General features: G+C 66.7%; 19 protein-coding genes. 3 read left to right on the top strand and 16 right to left on the bottom strand.

Features of this window, described 5'->3' with window-relative positions:
• Positions 1–166: 166 nt before the first annotated feature.
• The 6 genes from QUV35_RS05525 to QUV35_RS05500 form a co-directional block, all read right to left on the bottom strand.
• Positions 167–1,621, bottom strand: a complete 1,455-nt coding sequence (locus QUV35_RS05525) for an aldehyde dehydrogenase (protein ID WP_300871468.1) — start codon at positions 1,619–1,621, stop codon at positions 167–169.
• A gap of 86 nt (positions 1,622–1,707) precedes the next feature.
• Positions 1,708–2,523: an ABC transporter ATP-binding protein gene (locus QUV35_RS05520; RefSeq protein WP_300871466.1), complete on the bottom strand. Its 816-nt coding sequence runs from the start codon at positions 2,521–2,523 to the stop codon at positions 1,708–1,710.
• Positions 2,520–3,323 (bottom strand): ABC transporter ATP-binding protein, encoded by an 804-nt coding sequence (locus QUV35_RS05515; RefSeq protein ID WP_300871464.1) that lies wholly within the window; start codon positions 3,321–3,323, stop codon positions 2,520–2,522. Before QUV35_RS05515 ends, QUV35_RS05520 begins: the two co-directional genes overlap by 4 nt.
• A gap of 126 nt (positions 3,324–3,449) precedes the next feature.
• Positions 3,450–4,478 (bottom strand): branched-chain amino acid ABC transporter permease, encoded by a 1,029-nt coding sequence (locus QUV35_RS05510; protein WP_300871462.1) that lies wholly within the window; start codon positions 4,476–4,478, stop codon positions 3,450–3,452.
• Complete coding sequence (locus QUV35_RS05505; RefSeq protein ID WP_300871460.1) at positions 4,475–5,377, bottom strand: branched-chain amino acid ABC transporter permease; 903 nt, start codon at positions 5,375–5,377, stop codon at positions 4,475–4,477. The genes QUV35_RS05510 and QUV35_RS05505 overlap by 4 nt, the downstream gene beginning before the upstream one ends.
• A 93-nt stretch (positions 5,378–5,470) precedes the next feature.
• On the bottom strand, positions 5,471–6,670 hold the full coding sequence (locus QUV35_RS05500; protein ID WP_300871459.1) for an amino acid ABC transporter substrate-binding protein: 1,200 nt from the start codon (positions 6,668–6,670) through the stop codon (positions 5,471–5,473).
• A 193-nt stretch (positions 6,671–6,863) separates the two neighbouring features.
• Here QUV35_RS05500 and QUV35_RS05495 point away from each other — a divergent pair, with 193 nt between their 5' ends.
• Together QUV35_RS05495 and QUV35_RS05490 are read left to right on the top strand one after the other, a co-directional pair.
• A complete protein-coding gene (locus tag QUV35_RS05495) occupies positions 6,864–7,823 on the top strand; it encodes a helix-turn-helix domain-containing protein (RefSeq protein ID WP_300871458.1) in 960 nt (319 codons plus the stop codon).
• Positions 7,824–7,884: 61 nt separating this feature from the next.
• Complete coding sequence (locus QUV35_RS05490; protein WP_300871457.1) at positions 7,885–9,993, top strand: sensor histidine kinase; 2,109 nt, start codon at positions 7,885–7,887, stop codon at positions 9,991–9,993.
• Here QUV35_RS05490 and holA read toward each other — a convergent pair.
• From holA to QUV35_RS05455, 7 genes are all read right to left on the bottom strand, one after another.
• Positions 9,893–10,951, bottom strand: a complete 1,059-nt coding sequence (gene holA / locus QUV35_RS05485; protein WP_300871455.1) for a DNA polymerase III subunit delta — start codon at positions 10,949–10,951, stop codon at positions 9,893–9,895. The genes QUV35_RS05490 and holA overlap by 101 nt on opposite strands.
• 16 nt (positions 10,952–10,967) lie before the next feature.
• Positions 10,968–11,510 (bottom strand): LPS assembly lipoprotein LptE, encoded by a 543-nt coding sequence (lptE, locus tag QUV35_RS05480; protein ID WP_300871453.1) that lies wholly within the window; start codon positions 11,508–11,510, stop codon positions 10,968–10,970.
• Positions 11,511–11,520: 10 nt separating this feature from the next.
• Entirely contained in the window at positions 11,521–14,232 is a 2,712-nt protein-coding gene (gene leuS / locus QUV35_RS05475) for a leucine--tRNA ligase (protein WP_300871452.1), read from the bottom strand.
• Positions 14,233–14,342: 110 nt separating this feature from the next.
• Positions 14,343–14,732, bottom strand: coding sequence for a biopolymer transporter ExbD (locus tag QUV35_RS05470; protein WP_366945397.1), 390 nt, complete (start codon positions 14,730–14,732; stop codon positions 14,343–14,345).
• 38 nt (positions 14,733–14,770) lie between these two features.
• Positions 14,771–15,439 carry a MotA/TolQ/ExbB proton channel family protein gene (locus QUV35_RS05465; RefSeq protein ID WP_300871450.1) on the bottom strand — a complete coding sequence of 223 codons (669 nt, stop codon included), beginning with the start codon at positions 15,437–15,439 and terminating at the stop codon, positions 14,771–14,773.
• A 10-nt stretch (positions 15,440–15,449) separates the two neighbouring features.
• Positions 15,450–16,268, bottom strand: a complete 819-nt coding sequence (dapB, locus tag QUV35_RS05460) for a 4-hydroxy-tetrahydrodipicolinate reductase (RefSeq protein WP_300871449.1) — start codon at positions 16,266–16,268, stop codon at positions 15,450–15,452.
• Positions 16,265–16,864, bottom strand: a complete 600-nt coding sequence (locus QUV35_RS05455; protein WP_300871447.1) for an outer membrane protein assembly factor BamE — start codon at positions 16,862–16,864, stop codon at positions 16,265–16,267. Before QUV35_RS05455 ends, dapB begins: the two co-directional genes overlap by 4 nt.
• A 158-nt stretch (positions 16,865–17,022) precedes the next feature.
• Here QUV35_RS05455 and fur point away from each other — a divergent pair, with 158 nt between their 5' ends.
• On the top strand, positions 17,023–17,463 hold the full coding sequence (gene fur, locus QUV35_RS05450) for a ferric iron uptake transcriptional regulator (RefSeq protein WP_300871445.1): 441 nt from the start codon (positions 17,023–17,025) through the stop codon (positions 17,461–17,463).
• 4 nt (positions 17,464–17,467) lie between these two features.
• Here the strand turns inward: fur and hprK are convergent, their stop codons facing one another.
• The 3 genes from hprK to raiA all read right to left on the bottom strand — a co-directional run bounded on the left by hprK (position 17,468) and on the right by raiA (position 19,483).
• Positions 17,468–18,418 (bottom strand): HPr(Ser) kinase/phosphatase, encoded by a 951-nt coding sequence (gene hprK / locus QUV35_RS05445; protein ID WP_300871443.1) that lies wholly within the window; start codon positions 18,416–18,418, stop codon positions 17,468–17,470.
• A 121-nt stretch (positions 18,419–18,539) separates the two neighbouring features.
• Positions 18,540–19,010 carry a PTS sugar transporter subunit IIA gene (locus QUV35_RS05440; protein ID WP_300871441.1) on the bottom strand — a complete coding sequence of 157 codons (471 nt, stop codon included), beginning with the start codon at positions 19,008–19,010 and terminating at the stop codon, positions 18,540–18,542.
• A gap of 143 nt (positions 19,011–19,153) precedes the next feature.
• On the bottom strand, positions 19,154–19,483 hold the full coding sequence (gene raiA / locus QUV35_RS05435) for a ribosome-associated translation inhibitor RaiA (protein WP_069048333.1): 330 nt from the start codon (positions 19,481–19,483) through the stop codon (positions 19,154–19,156).
• Positions 19,484–19,509 lie beyond the last annotated feature (26 nt).

The raw sequence follows: 19,509 nt of genomic DNA, 5'->3' as shown, positions 1-19,509 counted from the left end.
AGAAGGCCGGACAGGTCTGACCGGCGCCACTGCAAAGATTAGTTATTCAGGTCTGTCCGATGAATTCTCCCTGGGTACTATTTCAGTCGGCGAAGGGTGCCGAGTGGTTCAAAAGCGAGGCTTGAACGGGCATCGACACCCGTGCCCTTCAAGCCGGCTGCCGGCTTCAGAACGGGTAGTGACGGGGCGTGGTTTGCAAGGTGATCCAGCGCAGTTCGGTGAACTCGGCGATGCCGGCCTTGCCACCGAACCGACCGATGCCCGAACCCTTGACGCCGCCGAACGGCATCTGCGCTTCGTCGTGCACGGTGGGACCGTTGACGTGGCAGATGCCGCTGTCGATCTTGCGGGCCACGTTGAAGGCACGGGCGATGTCGCCGCCGAACACGGCGGCCGAGAGACCGTACTCGTTGTCGTTGGCGCAGGCAATCGCTTCTTCCACGCCGCTCACGCGCACCACGCACTTCACCGGGCCAAAGGTTTCTTCGTGGTAGATGCGCATGGCCGGCGTCACGTGGTCGAGCACGGTCGCGGGCATGAGGGTGGTGTCCGACTTGCCACCGCACGCCAGTTTGGCGCCTTTGGCCAGCGCGTCGTCGATCAGTTCATTGCAGTGGTTGACCGTGCCCATGCCGATCACCGAGCCGAGCACCACCGGCTCGGGCTTGCGCGGATCGCCCACGGGCAGCGCCTTGGCCTTGTCGGCGAACTTCTTCACGAAAGCGTCGGCGATCTTGTTGTCCACGATGATGCGTTCGGTGCTCATGCAGATCTGGCCGCTGTTGGCGAACGCGCCGAAGGCCGCGCCGTTGACCGCGTCGTCCAGGTTGGCGTCGTCCAGGATCACCAGCGGCGCCTTGCCGCCGAGCTCGAGCACCACCGGCTTGAGGTAACGGGCACAGGTGGCCGCGATGATCTTGCCGACCTTGGTGGAGCCGGTGAAGTTCACGCGCCGCACCGCCGGGTGGGCCACCATGGCTTCGACCACCGCGCCCGCATCGGCCGGGGCATTGGTGATGTAGTTCACCACGCCGGGCGGAAAGCCCGCGTCCTGGAACGCCTCGATGATGAGCTGGTGGGTGCGCGGGCAGTTCTCACTGCCCTTGAGGATGACGGTGTTGCCGCACGCCAGCGGCACGCAGATGGCACGCACGGCCAGGATGATGGGGGCGTTCCACGGTGCGATGCCGAGCACGACGCCGGCCGGCTGGCGAATGCCCATGGCCAGCGACCCGGGCACGTCGGACGGAATCACTTCGCCCGACACCTGGGTGGTGAGCGAGGCGGCCTCGCGGATCATGCCGGCGGCGAGCATCACGTTGAAGCCGCCCCACATGCCGGTGGCGCCGGTCTCTGCCGACACGGCCTCGATGAATGCGGGCGTCTTGGCTTCAAGTGCGTCGGCGGCCTTGAGCAGCAAGGCGCGGCGCAGGCTCGGGCCGGATTCGCTCCAGGTCTTGAAGGCTTCGGCGGCGGCCTCCACCGCCATCACCGCGTCGGCCGGCGAAGCGGCGGGTGCGCGCGTGGCCACGCTGCCGTCGAGCGGGTTGCGGCGCTCGAAGGTGGCGCCCTTTTCGGCGGTGACCTTGAGGCCGTTGATGAGCATGGACATGTCGGACATGGGGTTCTCCTGTTGGATCGGTTTCACATTCCCGTTCGCCCTGAGCTTGTCGAAAGGCTTCGACCCGCTCAGCCCGAACGACGCACTTAAGTGGTCGCCACGGCCTTGCGTCGCTGGACCGCATCGGCCGCACTGGTGGTGCCGGTGGCGGGGTCCTTGTCGGCACCGAGGTAGGCCTCGCGGATCACGGTGGAGCGCGCGAGCAGCTTCGCCGGGCCGCTGGCCACCAGGGTGCCGCGTTCCATCACATGGCCCCGGTCGGCCACGGCGAGGGCCTTCTTCACGTTCTGCTCGACCATGAGCACGGTGGTGCCGCTGTCGGCAATGCGGCGCACGATGGTGAGCAGTTCGTCGACCATCTTCGGCGCCAGGCCGAGCGACGGCTCGTCGAGCATCAGCAGGCGCGGCGCGCACATCATGGCGCGCGCCACCGCCACCATCTGCTGCTCGCCGCCGCTCATGGTGCCCGCCAGTTGCGAGGCACGCTCCTTGAGCTTGGGGAAATCCACGAAGGCCTGGGCCAGGCGCTCGGGGCGTTGCGCCTTGGGCACCAGCCAGCCACCGAGTTCGAGGTTTTCCCTCACCGTGAGCTGTGGAAACAGCTGGCGGCCCTCGGGCACCAGAGCCACGCCGGCCTGCACGATCTCGTGCGTTTTCTCGGGCAACTCGCGCCCGTCCAGCAGCACCGTGCCGACCCGCGGGATCAGCCCGTTGAGCGCCTTGAGCAAGGTGGTCTTGCCCGCGCCGTTGGGGCCGAGCACCACGGTGAGGCCGGGCTGGATGTCGAGCTTCAGGTCGCGCAGCACGAGAAAGGCGCCGTAACCGGCCGACAGTCCATCGACCTTGAGGCGCGCGCGTGCGCCGCCGCCGAGTTCAAACGGGTTGGGGCGGTACCACATCATGCGGTGGCCTCCTCGGGGGTCCGGGCATCGGGCTCGTTCATCTCGTCACCCAGGTAGGCCTCGATCACCTCGGCATTGCGCACCACCTCGGCAGGCGTTCCGTCGGCGATCTTGCTGCCCTGGTGCAGCACGATCACGCGCTCCACATGGCGCAGCAGCGTGGTCACGGCGTGCTCGATCCAGACCACCGTGAGGTCGAGCTCGTCGCGCAGGCGCCGGATCAGGCGGGCCATCTCTTCGACCTCGTTTTCGGTGAGACCGGCGGCCACTTCGTCGAGCAGCAGCATGCGCGGCCGGGTGGCCAGCGCCATGCCGATTTCCAGCAGGCGCTGTTGCGAGGGTGTGATGGCCGCGGCCGGCAGATCGGCCTGGTCGGACAGACCGATCAGGCCCAGGATGCTCGCGGGCGTGCGCAGCACCCAGGGCACGGTCGTCTCTTCGCCCCACCAGATGTATTTGCGCGGCCGGCGACCGGCGAACTTGAGGCCGAACGCGATGTTGTCGCGCACCAGCATGTCTGCAAAGGTGCGCGGGGTCTGGAAGGTGCGCGCGAGACCGGCGGCGGCGAAGCGGTGCGGCCCCTGGCCACTGAGCTCGCGCCCCTGCATCAGCAGCTTGCCGCTGGTGGCCTGCGTGACGCCGGAGATGGCGTTGAAAAACGTGGTCTTGCCCGCTCCGTTGGGACCGATGATGCCCACCAGCTCGCCAGGCATGAAGCGCGCGCTGACCGCGTCCACCGCGGTGAGACCACCGAAGCGCACGGTGATGTCGCGGGCGTCGAGAAGGGGTTGCGCGGTCATGTCAGGTTTCTCCCACGCAGCATCGGGCCCGCCTCAAACCGTTCGCCCTGAGCTTGTCGAAGGGCTCTTGCGATGTGTGCGTGGAGGGGCTTCGACAAGCTCAGCCCGAACGGAGCTTGCTTCACTTCAAAACACATCGCGGCGCTCCCTCAGGCTCTTGTCGAGTTGCTTGCGCCGCTTCGTCTCACCACTCCAATCGTCGCGCGTCTCTGTCCACCAGGCCTTCGCGCCATCGCGCCAACCGCGGAACGTCTCGGTGCGCAGCGACGCCAGGCCTCCGGGCAGGTACAGCACCGACAGGATGAGCAGCAACCCCAGCGACATCATGTAGATCTGCGGCACCTGCAGGCGCAGGGTTTCGGCCAGCACGCTGAAGACGATGGCGGCGATCAACGGCCCCCACAGGGTGGCCGCCCCGCCAATGAGCGCGATCAGCACGGTCTGGAATCCGATGAAGGGGTTGAACACGGTGTGCGGGTCGATGTAGGTCCAGCGCACCGACATGGCCGCGCCCACCGCACCGGCCACCGCGGCGGTGAGGGCAAAACCCGCCACCTTCACCCAGCGCGTGTTCACGCCCAGTGTCTGCGCCCGCTGTTCGTCGGCCCCGATACCCAGCATGGCCAGGCCGAAACGGGTGCGCCGGATGGTGATCGACAGCGCCACCGTGATCACCGCCAGTGCCAGCACGGTGAGGTAGATGGTGTCGCGGTCGGGCACGACCATGAGCACGCGGCCCACGGTGCCGGTCACGCTCTTCTCGAAATAGCTGATGGCGTGGCGGATCAACTCGGTCATGCCGAAGGTGAGCACCGCGAAATAGGTGCCGCGCAGGTGCAGCACGGCCGCACCCATCACCACCGCCACTGCAGCCGCGATCAGGGAGCCCATGGCGATGGCCTGCACCCACGAGAGCTGCTCCAGCAGGATGGCGCTGGTGTAGGCGCCGATGCCGAAGAAGGCCGAGGTGGCCAGCGACAGGTAGCGCGTGGTGCCGCAGAACAGCGCCCAGCTCGACGAGAGCGCGATGTACATCAGGCAGGTGAGCGCCATGGACACGGCAAACTCGCTGGCGAAGCCCGGCAGCGCCAGCGCCCAGCCGGTGAGGCCGAAGAGGACCAGCAGGTCGCGGATGAGGTACTGACGGGAGGTCATGCTTTTCTTGACTTGCGGGAAAACAGACCTTCAGGCCGCAAAAGCAGCACGCTGATGAAGACCACGTAGCTCAACAAGGCCTTGAGCGAGGGGTTGGTGAAGTGCATGCCCAGGGCTTCGATCACGCCCAGCAGCAGGCCGCCGGCCAGCGCGCCGCCCATGCTGCCGAAGCCGCCGAGCGTGATGACGATGAGCGCGGTGATGGTGTAGGGCTCGCCCATCGACGGGCTGATGGTGTAGGCCATCGAGATCAGGCAACCCGCCACGCCCGACAGACCCAGGCCGATGCCGAACATGAGCGGGTGCAGGCGGCGCGTGTTGATGCCCATGAGCTGCGCGCCGGTGGGCGACTGCATCAGCGCGCGCACGCCCTTGCCCAGCAAGGTGGTGCGCATGAGCACGATGAGCGCGCCCGAGAACAGCAGGGCCAGCGCAAACACCAGCAGCTTGTTGCCGGCAAATTGCGCCTCCCCCGTGGGCAGTGGAATCTGCACCGGATCGGTCAGGAAGTCGTAGCCGCGCAGGTCGCCGCCCCACATCCAGGAGGCGAAGTTCTGCACCAGGAACATCAGCCCGAAGGCCACCATGAGGCCACGCGCTTCAAAGATGTCGAGGTTGGGCGAGGTGGCGGTGAGGCGGCGGAAACACAGCCGGTGCACCACCCAGCCCAGCACGAACAGCATCGCGAACGACACCGGCACCATGAACAGCGGGTTCAGGCCGAGCGAGGTCTGTGCCATCCAGGTGAGGTAGGCCCCCACCATGAGGAACTCGCCATGCGCAATGTTCAGGATGCGCATCAGCCCGTACTGCAGGTTCAGTCCGAGAGCGACGAGCGCATAGATGCCGCCGGTGATGAGGCCGGAGGCAAGCAGTTCGAGCCAGGCGGAGAAGGACATGTGATTTGGAGGACCGGAAACACAACCCCGTTCGCCCTGAGCTTGTCCTTCGACAAGCTCAGGGCGAACGGATGTGCGGGTACACGAGGGCGTTTATTTCCAAACAGGTTTGTTGGGGTTCAACGCTGCCGTGGCCACGCTCTTCGGCCACACCACCTCGAACTCCCCGTTCTGCCACTGGCTCACGGTGCCCGGCGTGCCCACGTTCTCGCTGCCGTTGAACTTCACGTCACCGATGATGGTCTTGTGGGTCGTGCCGGCCACGTGGTCGCGGATCGCCTTGCGGTCCAGGCCCTGGGCCTTCACCGCGCTGGTGAGGATCTCCAGGCCGGCCCAGCAGGCGCCGCTGGCCCAGCGGTCGGGTTCCTTGCCGGCGAACTTTTTGGTGTGCGCGTCGAAGTAGGCCTTGGCTGCCGGGCTGGTCTTGCTGTTCCACGAGCCCATGCCGAGCACGCCCTCGGCGCCGGCGGGCGTCATCACGTTGCGGTAGAGCTGGAAGGCCGTGCCCACCGAGGCGTAGAAGAACTTCGGGTTGAAGCCCACTTCCTTGGCCTGGCGGCTGGCCAGGATGGTGTCGGGCGGGTAGGTGAAGCCCACAAAGGCGTCGGGGTTCTTGTCCTTCATCGAGCGCAACACCGGAGAGAGGTCCTTCACGCCACCGGGGTAGCTCTTGTCTTCCACCATGGTGATGCCACTGCCCTGCAGCGCCACCTTGAAGGCGGCGTAGTTCTCCAGGCCGAACAGGTCGTCCACGTAGATCAGCGCCACGGTCTTCACGCCGTTGGCCTTGAGCATGTCGACCAGCGCGTTGGTCATGGGCGCGGGCTGCTGCAGCAGCAGGAAGAAATACGGCAGGCGCATCTCGACCAGCCGGCGCGAGAGCGCGGTGGGCGCCAGAAACGGGTACTGGAAGCGATTGGCCAGCGGGGCCACGGCGAAGTTGGCGTTGGAACCCCAGGGCGGCAGCACGAGGTCGACCTTGTCGCTGCCCATGAGCTTTTCGTAGGTGCGCACCACGGTCTCGGTGTCGCTGCGGTCGTCGCTGCTGATGAGCTCGATCTGGCGCCTGACGCCCTTGACATCGAGACCACCCGCGGCGTTCTGCTGCTCGGCCCACAGCAGGTAGTTGGGCTCCTGGCTCACCTGCGCGCCACCCGTCCAGGGGCCGGTGCGCGACATCGAATAGCCGACGCGCACCGGTGCGGATTGCGCCATGAGCTGGGGAGCGAAGGACATGGCGCCCACCGCGGCGGCGGCGCTCTTGATGACCAGACGGCGATTGGCTTGAACCATGTTGTGTCTCCTGCGGATGTGGGTGGGCTGAGAGCCGAATGGTAGGCAGGACACACGCTGCGCGCTGTGCTGTGGGTGCACTACCTGCTTGACGGAACGTGCACGGCGCCCCGGGTAAACCCTCAAACTTGTGCGATGCAGGGCCAGACGGTGCGCCCGATAATTTGAGGCCCTGACACCCCCGGAGACCCCCATGGCCGCTGCCTCCGTGATGAGCACCGACAGCGTCGCGCCGATCGAGCGCGCCGCCATCTGGCGCGACTGGGTCTGGACACATTTCGGCGGCCTGCAGTCCGACCTGTACGGCGACACCGGTTTCGACGGTCACATGAGCGCATCGACCGCGGGCGACGTGGTGCTCACCAAGCTCGAGGCCAACCGCCACCGCGTGCTCAAGAGCCCGCAGCTGGCGCGCGACAGCGAGCGCGCCTACCTCAAGATCGTGGCACCCTGGCAGGGCAGCGCGGCGGTGCAGCAGCAGGGCCGCGAGGCCTGGGTGCGGCCCGGCGGCTGGGCCATCTACGACACCACCGGCAGCTACGAAATCGCCAACCCCGAGCGGGTCGAGCACCTGATCGTGATGCTGCCCAAGGACCAGCTGACCGAGCGCGGCATCAAGCTGGAGCCGCTGATGGCGAGACACGTGGGCGGCGTGAGCGGCATTGCACGCGTGGCCCTGGAGACCATGCGCAGCACCTACCAGGAACTGCCGCAGATGAGCGAGACCGCAGCGCGCGGCGCGGGCGAGCTCATCGTGGAACTGGTGCGCCTGTCCTTGCAGGAACTCGCCGGGCGCGGGAACAGCGTCACCCAGCTCGAGGCCTTCCGCGACCGCATCCGCGAGCACATCGGCCAGCACCTGCGCGATCCGGCGCTGTCGCTCGACCACATCGCCCAGGCGTTGAACTGCAGCAAGCGCCACCTGCACAATGCCTTCAGCGCCGACGAAGACACCCCCGCGCACTACATCCAGCGCCAGCGAATCCAGGCCTGCATGCGCGAACTGCGCCAGAGCACCGGCGTGCCGCGCACCATCACCGAGATCGCGTTCTCCTGGGGCTTCAACAACACGGCGCACTTCAGCCGCGTGTTCCGCGAGCACACGGGCGTGTCGCCATCGGCCTACCGGGAGACGGCGGTGAACGGCGCCTGAACCCGCGGCATCGTCGCAGGCACGGCAACGAACGACCACTCCGCATCCCGGTCGCCCGTCCATGAGCACCCGGGACCCACGGCCCTCTTTTCTGGTTCGGCCATGGCAGGCCTTTTGTCGTGCCGTGCGTGGGGCGGCACCGCGCGCGCTCGGGCTCATGGTCTGGTGGCTCTGCGCGGCATCAACGGTCGAGGCTGCACCAGCGCTGCAGGTCGACGGCGGACAACAGCGGCTGCAAGCCACCGACCTGCTGGAATACCGGTTCGCACCGGCGCTGGAGAATGCTTCGGTGCCGCCCGCCGAGGGCGAGTGGCATCTGCTGAGCGAGCGACGCGGCGCGGGCAACTTCGCAGGCGTGTCGACCACCCTCTGGTTTCGCCTGACCCTCACCACCGATGACAAAGGCGGTGGCGACTGGACGCTGACGCTGCCCAGCCCTCACCTGGCCGGTGTGCTGATGGTGCTGGAGACACCCGGCGCGCCGCCACAAGTGGCCTACGGAGGCCTTCAGGCGCAGGTCCAGGGTGTGGCCACGCCCGGCCGCCACCCCACCTTCCCCATCGTTCTCGAAGCCCGTCAGACCCACACCGTCTACCTGCGGGTGCGCTCCGAATCGCTTCTGCAGATGAAGCTTGAACTGTGGCGGTCCAGCGCCTGGCGCGACCGCGAGCTGCGTGAATACAGCCTGCTCGCTGCGTACTTCGGGCTCATGGCCGGACTGCTCGCGTACAACGGCTTTCTGGCGGTCCGCCTGCGTGACACCGCCTATGCCAGCTATCTGGGGTTCGGACTGTCGCTGGTGGTCTTCCAGCTGGGAAACACCGGCATCGGCCCACACCTGCTGTGGCCCGGGCATGCCTTGCTCACCATTCCGCTGCTGAGCCTCTCCTCCAGCGTGTTTTGCGCAATGGCACTCGTCTTCACCCTTCGCTTCCTTCGCCTGAGCGAGACGGCACCCCGGTTGGCCCTGGCACTGCGCCTGGGTGCGGCTGCCTGGATACCCGTGATCGCCAGCCATGTCTGGTTGACCCCGCTGGAAGTTTCCAATCTGCTAATTGTTCCCATGGGGTTGCTGACCGCGTTCCTCATCCAGATCGCAGCCGCTCTGGGCGCCCGACTGAAAACGCCGGGTGCTGCGTACTTCCTGCTGGGGTGGACCGCGATCGCCGTGGCGGGTCTGTTGCGCGTCCTGGTGCAGATCGGATTTCTGTCGAGTCACCCCTTGCTCGACAACGGCATTCTGCTGGCATCTGCCTTCGAAATGCTGATGCTTTCGCTCGCCCTGGCAGACCGGATCATGGCCGAGCGCAAGGCCCGGGCCACTGCGGAGGCCGCGCGCAGACACGAAACGGCGGAGCGGGAACTCGCCGAGTCGGCGCTGCGTGAAAAATCCGGCTTCATGGCGGCCGTCGCCCACGATCTGCAACAGCCGGTGTATGCCATCAGCCTGGCCATCGAGAGCATCCACCGCCAGTCACCGAACGGCTCCAGCCATGAGGCCACCAGACACATGCAGTCGGCACTGCAGGTGGCCGACGAACTGCTCGCCTCCCTGGCGATGGCGGTGCATCTGGAGCGGTCCGACCTGAAGCCGGACATCCAGACCTTTTCGGTACAGGACATGCTGGACCGGATCGACTCGATGTTTGCGCCGATTGCGCGGCAGCGCGGCCTGAGCTGGCACGTCACGCCCAGCCTCGCGCTGGTGCACAGCGACTGTGCCCTGCTGGAGCGAATGCTCTGCAACCTGCTTTCCAACGCCTTTCGGTACACGAAGACGGGTGGCGTCCTGCTGGGTTGCCGCCAGCGCTCCGGTCACCTGCTGATCCAGGTGTGGGACACCGGCCCCGGCATTGCGCCCGACGAGCAGGAGCTGGTGTTTCGCATGCACCAGCGCGGCAGACACCTGATGGGCCAGCAACAGGGTCTGGGTCTGGGGCTGGCGATCGTCAAAGGATGTGCGGATCTGCTCGGCATCCGGGTCGAACTGCGCTCCACGCTGCACAAGGGAACCTGCTTCGGATTGAGGGTGCCGTGCCCGGCGCCCGACCAGGCCGCGGCGGCGGACGTCAGCGCGCAGGCAACGCGCAAGCCCCCGCCACCTTCATCGCCATCTGCTGCAACGCCTGCCACGGATCGGCCGGCCAGCCCGGTGCCTTCAGACCCTTGACGATGCCGTCGACCGTGTGGGCATCGTCCAGCCAGCGGGTCAGCGTGGCCATGCTCAGCAGGGGCAGCGCGCGCTCCATGAGCTTTTCCTTGACGCCCCAAACGCGGTTCTCGCGCAGGGCCATGGGCAAGGGGCGGCCCGCGTCGAGCGCGGTGCGCACGCGGTGCAGGGTGCGGATGTCCTCGGACAGCGCCCAGTGCACCAGCACCGGCGCCTCACCCTCGGCCTGCAGGCCGTCGAGCATGCGCTGCACCCGCACGCCTTGCCCGCCCAGAACGGCTTCGGCGAGCTTGAACGCGTCGTAACGCGCCACGTTGAGCACCGCCGACTCCACCTGCTCGAGCGACAGCTCGCCGGCCGGGTGCAGCAGCGCGAGCTTCTGGATCTCCTGGTGCGCCGCGAGCAGGTTGCCCTCGACCCGGTCAGCGAAAAACTGCAGCGTGCGCTGGCCTTCCTCGCCCGCCAGCACGCACTGGCCCTGCGCCTGCAGGCGCTGCGCGATCCAATGCGGCAAGGTCTTGCGGTCCACCGCTTCAACACGCACCGTCACGCCGAAGCTGTCGAGCGCTGCGAACCAGGCCCCCTTCTGGGTGGCCATGTCCAGCCGCGGCAGGATCACCACCGTGACCGTGCTGTCGTTGTTCTCGGCCGCCTGCGCGATCTGCTGCAGCACCTGCGAGCCGTCCTTGCCGGGCTTGCCCGACGGGATGCGGATCTCGATCAGCTGGCGGTCGGAGAACAGGCTCATCGACCCGCCGCTGGCGAGCACCTCGCCCCAGTCGAAATGCGCGCCGGCCACGGTGTGCACCGTGCGCTCGCCGCACCCCTGCTGGCGCGCCGCCGCACGGATGGCGTCGGCCGCCTCCTGGATCAGCAGCGGCTCGTCGCCGTGCAGGGTGTAGAGGCTGCGCAGGCCGCGTTGCAGCTGGGCAGCGAGCTGGGGGGCGGCAATCTGCATGGCGGGGGGCCGGGCTTCAGAGGGATTTCACCGCCGCCAGGCGGCGGATCACCTGCTGCACGACGTCACCACGCATGTCGCGAAAGAGCATCGCCTCTTCGGCGTCCTTCGCGAGCACCTGGGTTTCGTTGAAGCTGATGTCGCGCTCGAGCAGCAGCTCGGTGTCGTCGATCAGGATCTTGTCGGCGGGGGTGCGCAGGCGGAACACGAAACGGGTGCGCAGCTGCAGCTCGCGCACCTGGCCCGCGGCCGTCTGGCCCACCACCACCCGCTCGCGCTGGTCGACCAGCACGGTGAGGACCGCCTGCGCGACCTGGGCACCCGGGCCCGTGGCCGGCGTGGCCGATGTGAGCACGCGCACGCCGTTGGCCTGCAGCGCCTCGCGCAGCTCCCGGCTGACCTGCGTGCCCTCCATGCCTTGCAGGCGCAGCGTGCCGAAAGCAAACGTGGGCGCCTGACGCAGCGCGAAGCCACAGCCCGACAGGCCCAGCGCGGTCGCAGCGAGCGTGAGTTGCAGCCAGGTGCGTCGGCGCGGGTGCTCGTGGCGTGGGTTCGTCATGCGCAGACTTTCAAAGGACGACGTTGACCAGGCGGCCCGGCACGACCACCACCTTTTTCGGCGCTGCACCCGCGGCCTGCCTGATGAAGGCCTCGCTGGACAGCGCGGCCGCTTCGATGGCGGCCTTGTCGGCCTGGGCCGGCACCAGCAGGCTGCCACGCAGCTTGCCGTTGATCTGCAGCACGAGTTCGATCTCGTCGCGCTGCAAAGCGGCCTCGTCGGGCTCCGGCCACGGCGCATCGAGCAGCTCGCCGGCATAGCCCAGCTCGCTCCACAGCGTGTGGGCGATGTGCGGCGTGGCGGGGTAGATGCAGCGCAGCAGGATGCCGAAGCCCTCGCTCAGCGCCGCGTTGTCGCCCGAGCCGGCATCGCCTTTGAAGTCTTCCAGCGCGTTGAGCATCTTCATCGCTCCGGAGACCACGGTGTTGTATTGCATGCGCTGGTAGTCGTAGTCCACCTGCTTGAGCACGGTGTGCAGCTCCAGACGGAGCGCCTTCGCCCCCTTGGACAGCGGTTGCTTCGACACGCCGGCGGCCAGCGCGCCCAGGCCAGGGGTGGCCGAGAGCTTCAGACCGAAAGCCCACACCCGGCGCAGAAAACGGTAGCTGCCCTCCACCGCCGCGTCGTTCCACTCCAGCGTGGCCTCGGGCGGAGCGGTGAACATGGTGTAGAGGCGCGCGGTGTCGGCGCCGTACTTCTCGATCAGGTCCTGCGGGTCCACGCCGTTGTTCTTCGACTTGGACATGGTGCCCACGCCCTCGTAGTCGATGGGCGTGCCCACGGGCAGCAAACCGTCGCCGCTGGTGGCCGGGTTCTTCAGCTTCGCCCCCACGACCTTGCCGGCTTCGTCGAACACGGTCTCCACGTCGTGCGGCCAGAAGTAATCCTTGCCGCCCTTGGCGGTGCGCCGGCTGTAGAGGTGGTTGAGCACCATGCCCTGGGTGAGCAGGTGCGTGAAGGGCTCGTCGATCTTCACCAGCCCCATGTCGCGCATGACCTTGGTCCAGAAACGCGCGTAGAGCAGGTGCAGGATGGCGTGTTCGATGCCACCGATGTACTGGTCCATGCCGCTGCCGCCGGTCGCGGCATGCTGGTCCCGCATCCAGTAGTCGGCGCCCTCGGCCACCATGTGCTCGGCGTTGTCCGGATCGCAATAGCGCATGAAGTACCAGGACGAATCCACGAAGGTGTCCATGGTGTCGGTCTCGCGGCGCGCGGGCTGGCCGCACACCGGGCACACCACGCCCGCGTGAAAACCCTCGTGTTTGTGCAGCGGGTTGCCCGAGCCATCGGGAATGCAGTCTTGCGGCAGCACCACCGGCAGGTCTTTCTCGGGCACGGGCACCGCGCCGTGTTCGCTGCAGTGGATGATGGGAATGGGCGTGCCCCAGTAGCGCTGGCGGCTCACGCCCCAGTCGCGCAGGCGGAAGGTGGTCTTCTTCTCGCCCAGGCCCCTGGCCGCGAGCTGGCTGGCCACCGCGTCGACCGCCGCCTTGTACGGCAGGCCGTCCAGGTCACCGGAATGGACACACACCGCGCGCTGCTTGTCGCCGTACCAGTCGGCCCAGGCGTCCAGGCTGAAAGTCTCGCCCTGGACCGCCACCACGGGCTGGATCTTCAGGTCGTACTTCTTCGCGAACGCAAAGTCCCGCTCGTCGTGCGCGGGCACACCCATCACGGCGCCGTCGCCGTAGCTCATCAGCACGTAGTTGCCCACCCACACGGCCACCGCCTCACCGGTCAAGGGGTGCGTCACGGAAAGACCCGTGGCCATGCCCTTCTTTTCCTGCGTGGCGAGTTCGGCTTCGGTCGTGCCACCGGTCTTGCACTCTTCAATGAAGGCGGCCAGCGCCGGGTTGTTCGAGGCGGCGTGCGAGGCCAGCGGGTGCTCGGGCGCCACGGCGCAGAAGGTCACGCCCATGATGGTGTCGGCGCGCGTGGTGAACACGTACATCTTTCCTTCGCCGATCAAGGCACCGTCGTGGCCCTTGATGTCGTGCGGGAACGCAAAGCGCACGCCCTCGCTCTTGCCGATCCAGTTCTCCTGCATCAGACGCACCTTGTCGGGCCAGCCGTTGAGCGTGGCCTTGGGGTTGCCGATCTGCACGTGGTCGAGCAGCTCTTCGGCGTACGCCGTGATGTTGAGGTAATAGCCCGGGATCTCGCGCTTCTCGACCAGCGCACCGGTGCGCCAGCCCTTGCCGTCGATCACCTGCTCGTTGGCCAGCACCGTCTGGTCCACCGGGTCCCAGTTGACGACCTGCGTCTTGCGGTAGGCGATGCCCTTCTCCAGCATCTTCAGGAACAGCCACTGGTTCCATTTGTAGTAAGTCGGGTCGCAGGTGGCCACTTCGCGCGACCAGTCGATCGCCAGGCCCATGGCCTGCATCTGCTGCTTCATGTAGGCGATGTTTTCATGCGTCCACTTCGCCGGCGGCACACCGTTCTTCAATGCAGCGTTCTCGGCGGGCAGGCCGAACGCGTCCCAGCCCATGGGCATGAGCACGTTGAAGCCCTTCATGCGCAGGTGGCGCGTGAGCATGTCGTTGATGGTGTAGTTGCGCACATGGCCCATGTGCAGCTTGCCGCTGGGGTAGGGCAGCATGGAACAGGCGTAAAACTTCTTCTTGCCTGCGTCTTCCGTCACGCGGTAGGCGTCGGTGGCGTTCCAGTGGGCGTGCGCAGCGCGCTCAACTTCCTTGTGGGCGTATTTTTCTTGCATGAACCAGGGTCCGGACCAGCCGGCGACGGTGAGGTGAGAAGCTGCGCCACGGCGCGGGGGAATGGCGGATTTTAGGCCTTGGGCCGCGCGCTGCCCGCCGTCTCAGGCAATCAGCGCGGGGCGTGTGCCTCGGCCACGAAGCCGATGCGGGTGAGTCCGACCGATTGCGCCATGCCGATCAGCGAGACCACGCGTCCGTAGGGCAGGCCGGCATCGGCGCGCAGTTGCAGCTCGGTGGCAGGATCGCGCTGTGCGGTCTCGAGCAGGCGCTGGCGCAGCAAGGACTCGTCCACGACCTGTCCGTCCCACTGCACGCGCCCCTGGCTGTCGATGGCCAGCGACACGAAGGGCCCGGACTCGGCGATCGTGGCCGCCTTCGGCAGCTCGGCCTTGGGCAGCCGCAGGGCCAGCCGGTCGGCCATGAAGGGTGCTGCGATGATGAAGATCACCAGCAACACCAGCATCACGTCGACCAGCGGCGTGACGTTGATCTCGCTCATGGGTTTGTGGCCCGCCCGCCTCTCCAGCCTGCCGAAACTCATGGCTGATGCACCATCCATTCGCGCAAGTCGCGCGCGAAGCCCTCGAGATCGGCCTCGATGCGCGCGATCTGACGGCCCAGCACGTTGTAGGAGAGCACCGCAGGAATCGCCACCACCAGACCCGCCGCCGTCATCACCAGGGCCTCGCCCACCGGGCCCGCGACCTGTTCGATGCGCAAACCACCATCGAGCCCGATGCCGCCGAGCGCGTTGTAGATGCCCCAGACGGTGCCCAGGAGGCCCACGAACGGCGCGGTGGAGCCCACGCTGGCCAGCAGCACCTGACCATATTGCAGGCGGTCCGACACACGATGCAGGGCCTCACGCAGCACGCGGGTGAGCTGTTGGGAACGGTCACCGGCGGCGGCCAGCGTGTGCATCGGGGCGCTGGACAGGCCTGTTGCAGCCTGCAGCAGCGGCCGCACGAGTTGCTGCGCGTCGAACATGCCCAGACGGCGCTGGGCGTCATCCAGATCGGCGGCCTGCCAGAAAGCGGCGGTGCTCAGCTGCAGGTCGCGGGCGGCGCGGCGCAGCAGCCAGCCTTTCCACAAGATGACGACCCAGGTGGCCACCGACATGGCCAGCAGCAACAGGGCAACCGCGCGGCCCGCCGCATCGGCCTGCGCGAAAGTCTGAACGAGACCGAGGGACCCTCCGCCGCCCATGTTGCCGGCTTCAGCGCAAACCCAGAACGTCGAACATGTCGTAGAGGCCGTGCGTCTTGCCCTTGAGGAACCGCACCGCGCGCAGACTGCCCTGTGCATACGTGGCACGGCTGCTCGACTTGTGTGTGATCTCGATGCGTTCGCCGATGCCTGCAAACAGCACCGTGTGGTCACCCACGATGTCGCCACCCCGGATGGTGGCAAAGCCGATGCTCGATGGATCGCGCTCGCCCGTGACGCCCTCGCGCGCATACACCGCGCAGTCCTTGAGATCGCGACCCAGCGCGCCGGCGATCACCTCGCCCATCTTGAGCGCGGTGCCGCTGGGAGCATCCACCTTGTGGCGGTGGTGCGCTTCGATGATCTCGATGTCGTAGCCGGTGGCCATGGCCCTGGCTGCCATCTCCAGCAGCTTGAGCGTGACGTTCACGCCCACGCTCATGTTGGGCGCCAGCACGATGGCAACCGACTTCGCGGCCTCGGCGATCGCGGCCTTTTGCTCATCGTTGAAGCCGGTGGTGCCGATGACCGCGTTCACACCCAGCCTGACGCATTCGCGCAGGTGCGCCAGCGTGCCTTCGGGGCGGGTGAAATCGATCAGTGCGTGGTTGCCGCCCAGGCCACGGGCGAGGTCGGCGGTGATGAGCACACCGCTGGCCTGGCCGGCAAAACCCGCCGCGTCATGGCCCAGCATCGGGCTGCCTTCGATGTCGAGCGCGCCACCGAGCCGGCAGTCGTCACTGGCACGCACGGCTTCCACCAACATCTGACCCATGCGGCCGCTGGCGCCGGCGACACACACCCGTTGCAGGTCGGCCGCGCCACTCATCGCGCCGTCCCCGGGGTCTCCAGCGGTGGGTAGCTGGTGGCGGGCTCCGGCGCGGGGGATGCGGGCGTGGCGGGCGCGGTGGTCTTGTTGCGCTCGTCGAAGGCCTTGAGCTGGGCTTCGGTGGCCTGCAGCGGCGGCACCTTGCCGAACTTGCGACCGGCGTCGAGCGAGGCCACGAATTCCGCCTCGCTGGGCAGCTCGTCGGCCTCGAATCTCTCGAGCGCATTCGCCTTGAAGAAGATGGTCAGGCGGCGCTGCTGCGGTGTCTGGCCCTGACGGCGGAAGGTGAAGACGTAGTCCCAGCGGTCGGCGTGGAACACGCTGGCCAGCAGCGGCGAACCCAGGATGTCACGCACCTGTTCGCGGGTCATGCCGGGCTGCAGCACAGCGGCCTGCTCGCGCGTGACCACGTTGCCTTGAAGGATGTCGATCTTGTACGGCGTGACCAGGCTGGTGATGCCGGGCAGGCGGCTGGTGACGCTGGAGCAGGCCGAGATCGCGACCAGCGAACTCAGGGCACAGAGCAGGACAACCGAGCGGCGAATGGGCCGACCCTGCGGCGTCGGAGAAGCGCAAGCGGGTGATGGGAAGTGCATGGGGTCGAACCGTGGAAGGGGGCGCGCGCGCACGCGTTGCCGGGGCAAAAATGCAGCGTGCGCCAGACGCTGACGATATGATGCTTTCATTGTAGTCTTGGGGCTCGAAGGCACCGCAAAGATCCCGACGCCCGAACCCACGCCCAGCGCGCAACGCCATGACCAACATCGAAGAGCTCAAAAGCACAGGCCTGAAGGCCACGTTGCCGCGACTGAAGATCCTCGAGGTGTTCCAGAACGCCAAACAGCGTCACATGACGGCCGAAGACGTGTTCCGCGTCCTGCTCGAAGAACGCTCCGACATCGGACTGGCCACGGTCTACCGCGTCCTGATGCAGTTCGAACAGGCCGGGCTGCTCACGCGCAGCAACTTCGAATCGGGCAAGGCGGTGTATGAACTGAACGAAGGTCAGCACCACGACCACCTCGTGTGCCTGGACTGCGGGCGCGTGGAGGAATTCTTTGACGCCGAAATCGAGAAGCGCCAGCAGATGGTGGCCAAAACACGGGGTTTCCTGCTGCAGGAGCATGCGCTTTCGCTCTACGCCAACTGCACCAAGACCGACTGCCCCCACAGAGGCCGGACGGCGCGGAGCTGACGCCCTACTCCGGGCGCGACATCGCCGCGCGATGGCGCGAAACGAACTCCTGATAGGTGTCGATGCCGCGCAGCTGCAGGATGGTGTTTCGCACGGCGGCCTCGACCAGCACCGCGATGTTGCGGCCGGCGACCACCTGGATCACCGCCTTGCGCACCGGCACGCCGAGCACGTCCTGGTAGAGCGGCTCGTGGGGCATGCGCTCATAGTCGCGCTCCAGGGTCTCGCGCCGCACCAGGTGCACGATCAGCGACAGCCGCATCTTGCGGCGCACCGCCGTCTCGCCAAAGATGGCCTTGATGTCGAGCAAGCCGATGCCACGCACCTCCAGCAGGTTCTGCAGCAGCTCGGGGCAGCGTCCCTCGATGCTGGTCTGGTTGATGCGGTAGAGGTCCACCGCATCATCGGCCACCAGGCCATGACCGCGCGAGATGAGTTCCAGTCCGAGTTCGCTCTTGCCCAGCCCCGACTCACCGGTGATCATCACGCCCATGCCGAGGATGTCCATGAACACGCCGTGCATGGAGGCACGGTCGGCAAAATGGCGCGACAGGTAGGCACGCAGCACATCGATGACGAAGGCCGCCGACTCGTGCGTGGAGAACATCGGAATCTGCGCGCGTTCGCACATGGCGGTGAGCGCATCGGGTGCTGTCTGGCCATCGGCCACCACCAGCACCGGGGGCTCGAGGGTGACGATGCGCGCCACCCGGCGTTTGTTGTCTTCCTGGTCCTTGCTGGTGAGGTAGGCCACCTCACGCTCGCCGAACACCTGCACCCGGTAGGGGTGGATGTAGTTGAGGTAGCCGACCAGATCGGCGCCTGATCGGGCCGCTCGGATCGCGACCTCGTCGAAGCGCCGCTCGGATGCACCGAGCCCGGCGATCCATTGCCACTTCAAGGCCTCCCGGTGGTCCTCGAACAGGACATCGGCACTGACAACGGTGGGCTTCAAGCGCGTTCACTCCGCTGTGCAACGGGGGGGCGGTCGATTTGCCACCAATTTGCCATCGGCGGGACCGCCACCCCCGTTGGGATACGACCCGCGCAGCGGTGGCGTGTGGGGGCCAACAACCTCAGGCGGCGGCGTGGGCCGACTGCCAGGACGTGATCTGCTTGTGGAGCGCTGCGGCATCGACCGATGCCTTCATCTGCTCGCGCAGACCGCTGTCGCTCAACAACTCGGCGATCTCGGAGAGGATTTCAAGGTGTTTCTGTGTGGCGGCCTCGGGAACCAGCAGAAAGATCATCAATTGCACCGGCAACTCGTCCGGTGCATCGAAGCCGATCGGACTGGCCAGCTGGAACACGGCGGCCAGGGGCTGCTTCAGACCCTTGATGCGTCCGTGGGGAATGGCCACACCGTGACCCAGCCCGGTCGAGCCCAGGCGTTCACGGGCGAACAAGCTGTCGGTGATGAGTGCCCGGTTGAGTCCGTGCAGGGTCTCGAACAGCAGCCCAGCTTCTTCGAAAGCGCGTTTCTTGCTCGTTGCGTCAACGCTGACGAGCACTTGCGCGGCGGGCAATATGGCAGATAGTCGGTTCATGTGAGCCCTCTAGGACCGCAAATTATGACCAGTTGAGCGGGGATGGCTAGACTGATGGCACAAAAAAGCCGCTTGACATTCCAAGCGGCTTGCTGCAGCGCAGCATAGGCTTTCGGCCCACGGGCTTTCACCCGTGACATGCGTCACATCAAACGCTTGACCGAGTCGTGGTGATGGTCTTGCGTCTTGTCCTTGTACCGCAATACCTGCCGGTCCAGCTTGTCGGCCAGCTCGTCCACCGCAGCGTAGAGATCGGCGTGGGCACTTTCAGCGAACAGGTCGCGCCCCTTGACGTGGATGTTGCACTCCGCTTTTTGTCGCAGGTCCTTTTCCTTCAGGTTGTCCACCGTCAGCAGCACCTTCATGTCGACCACCTGGTCGAAGTGTCGGGATATGCGTTCAAGTTTGCTGGTGACGTAACCGCGCAGGGCGGGTGTGACCTCGAGGTGGTGACCGCTGATCGTCAGGTTCATGAAAGAGCCTCCATATTGCTCCGGGT

Source organism: Hydrogenophaga sp. (assembly GCF_030373225.1).
GTDB lineage: Bacteria > Pseudomonadota > Gammaproteobacteria > Burkholderiales > Burkholderiaceae_C > Hydrogenophaga.
The sequence above is the reverse complement of the archived record's forward strand: the minus strand, read 5'-3'. Positions and strand labels throughout refer to the sequence as shown.

Bases quoted from the DNA above. Each gene is read 5' to 3' on its own strand.
- QUV35_RS05525 (WP_300871468.1), bottom strand. From the start codon at position 1,621: ATGTCCGACATGTCCATGCTCATCAACGGCCTCAAGGTCACCGCCGAA.
- QUV35_RS05520 (WP_300871466.1), bottom strand. From the start codon at position 2,523: ATGATGTGGTACCGCCCCAACCCGTTTGAACTCGGCGGCGGCGCACGC.
- QUV35_RS05515 (WP_300871464.1), bottom strand. From the start codon at position 3,323: ATGACCGCGCAACCCCTTCTCGACGCCCGCGACATCACCGTGCGCTTC.
- QUV35_RS05510 (WP_300871462.1), bottom strand. From the start codon at position 4,478: ATGACCTCCCGTCAGTACCTCATCCGCGACCTGCTGGTCCTCTTCGGC.
- QUV35_RS05505 (WP_300871460.1), bottom strand. From the start codon at position 5,377: ATGTCCTTCTCCGCCTGGCTCGAACTGCTTGCCTCCGGCCTCATCACC.
- QUV35_RS05500 (WP_300871459.1), bottom strand. From the start codon at position 6,670: ATGGTTCAAGCCAATCGCCGTCTGGTCATCAAGAGCGCCGCCGCCGCG.
- QUV35_RS05495 (WP_300871458.1), top strand. From the start codon at position 6,864: ATGGCCGCTGCCTCCGTGATGAGCACCGACAGCGTCGCGCCGATCGAG.
- QUV35_RS05490 (WP_300871457.1), top strand. From the start codon at position 7,885: ATGAGCACCCGGGACCCACGGCCCTCTTTTCTGGTTCGGCCATGGCAG.
- holA (WP_300871455.1), bottom strand. From the start codon at position 10,951: ATGCAGATTGCCGCCCCCCAGCTCGCTGCCCAGCTGCAACGCGGCCTG.
- lptE (WP_300871453.1), bottom strand. From the start codon at position 11,510: ATGACGAACCCACGCCACGAGCACCCGCGCCGACGCACCTGGCTGCAA.
- leuS (WP_300871452.1), bottom strand. From the start codon at position 14,232: ATGCAAGAAAAATACGCCCACAAGGAAGTTGAGCGCGCTGCGCACGCC.
- QUV35_RS05470 (WP_366945397.1), bottom strand. From the start codon at position 14,732: ATGAGCGAGATCAACGTCACGCCGCTGGTCGACGTGATGCTGGTGTTG.
- QUV35_RS05465 (WP_300871450.1), bottom strand. From the start codon at position 15,439: ATGGGCGGCGGAGGGTCCCTCGGTCTCGTTCAGACTTTCGCGCAGGCC.
- dapB (WP_300871449.1), bottom strand. From the start codon at position 16,268: ATGAGTGGCGCGGCCGACCTGCAACGGGTGTGTGTCGCCGGCGCCAGC.
- QUV35_RS05455 (WP_300871447.1), bottom strand. From the start codon at position 16,864: ATGCACTTCCCATCACCCGCTTGCGCTTCTCCGACGCCGCAGGGTCGG.
- fur (WP_300871445.1), top strand. From the start codon at position 17,023: ATGACCAACATCGAAGAGCTCAAAAGCACAGGCCTGAAGGCCACGTTG.
- QUV35_RS05440 (WP_300871441.1), bottom strand. From the start codon at position 19,010: ATGAACCGACTATCTGCCATATTGCCCGCCGCGCAAGTGCTCGTCAGC.
- raiA (WP_069048333.1), bottom strand. From the start codon at position 19,483: ATGAACCTGACGATCAGCGGTCACCACCTCGAGGTCACACCCGCCCTG.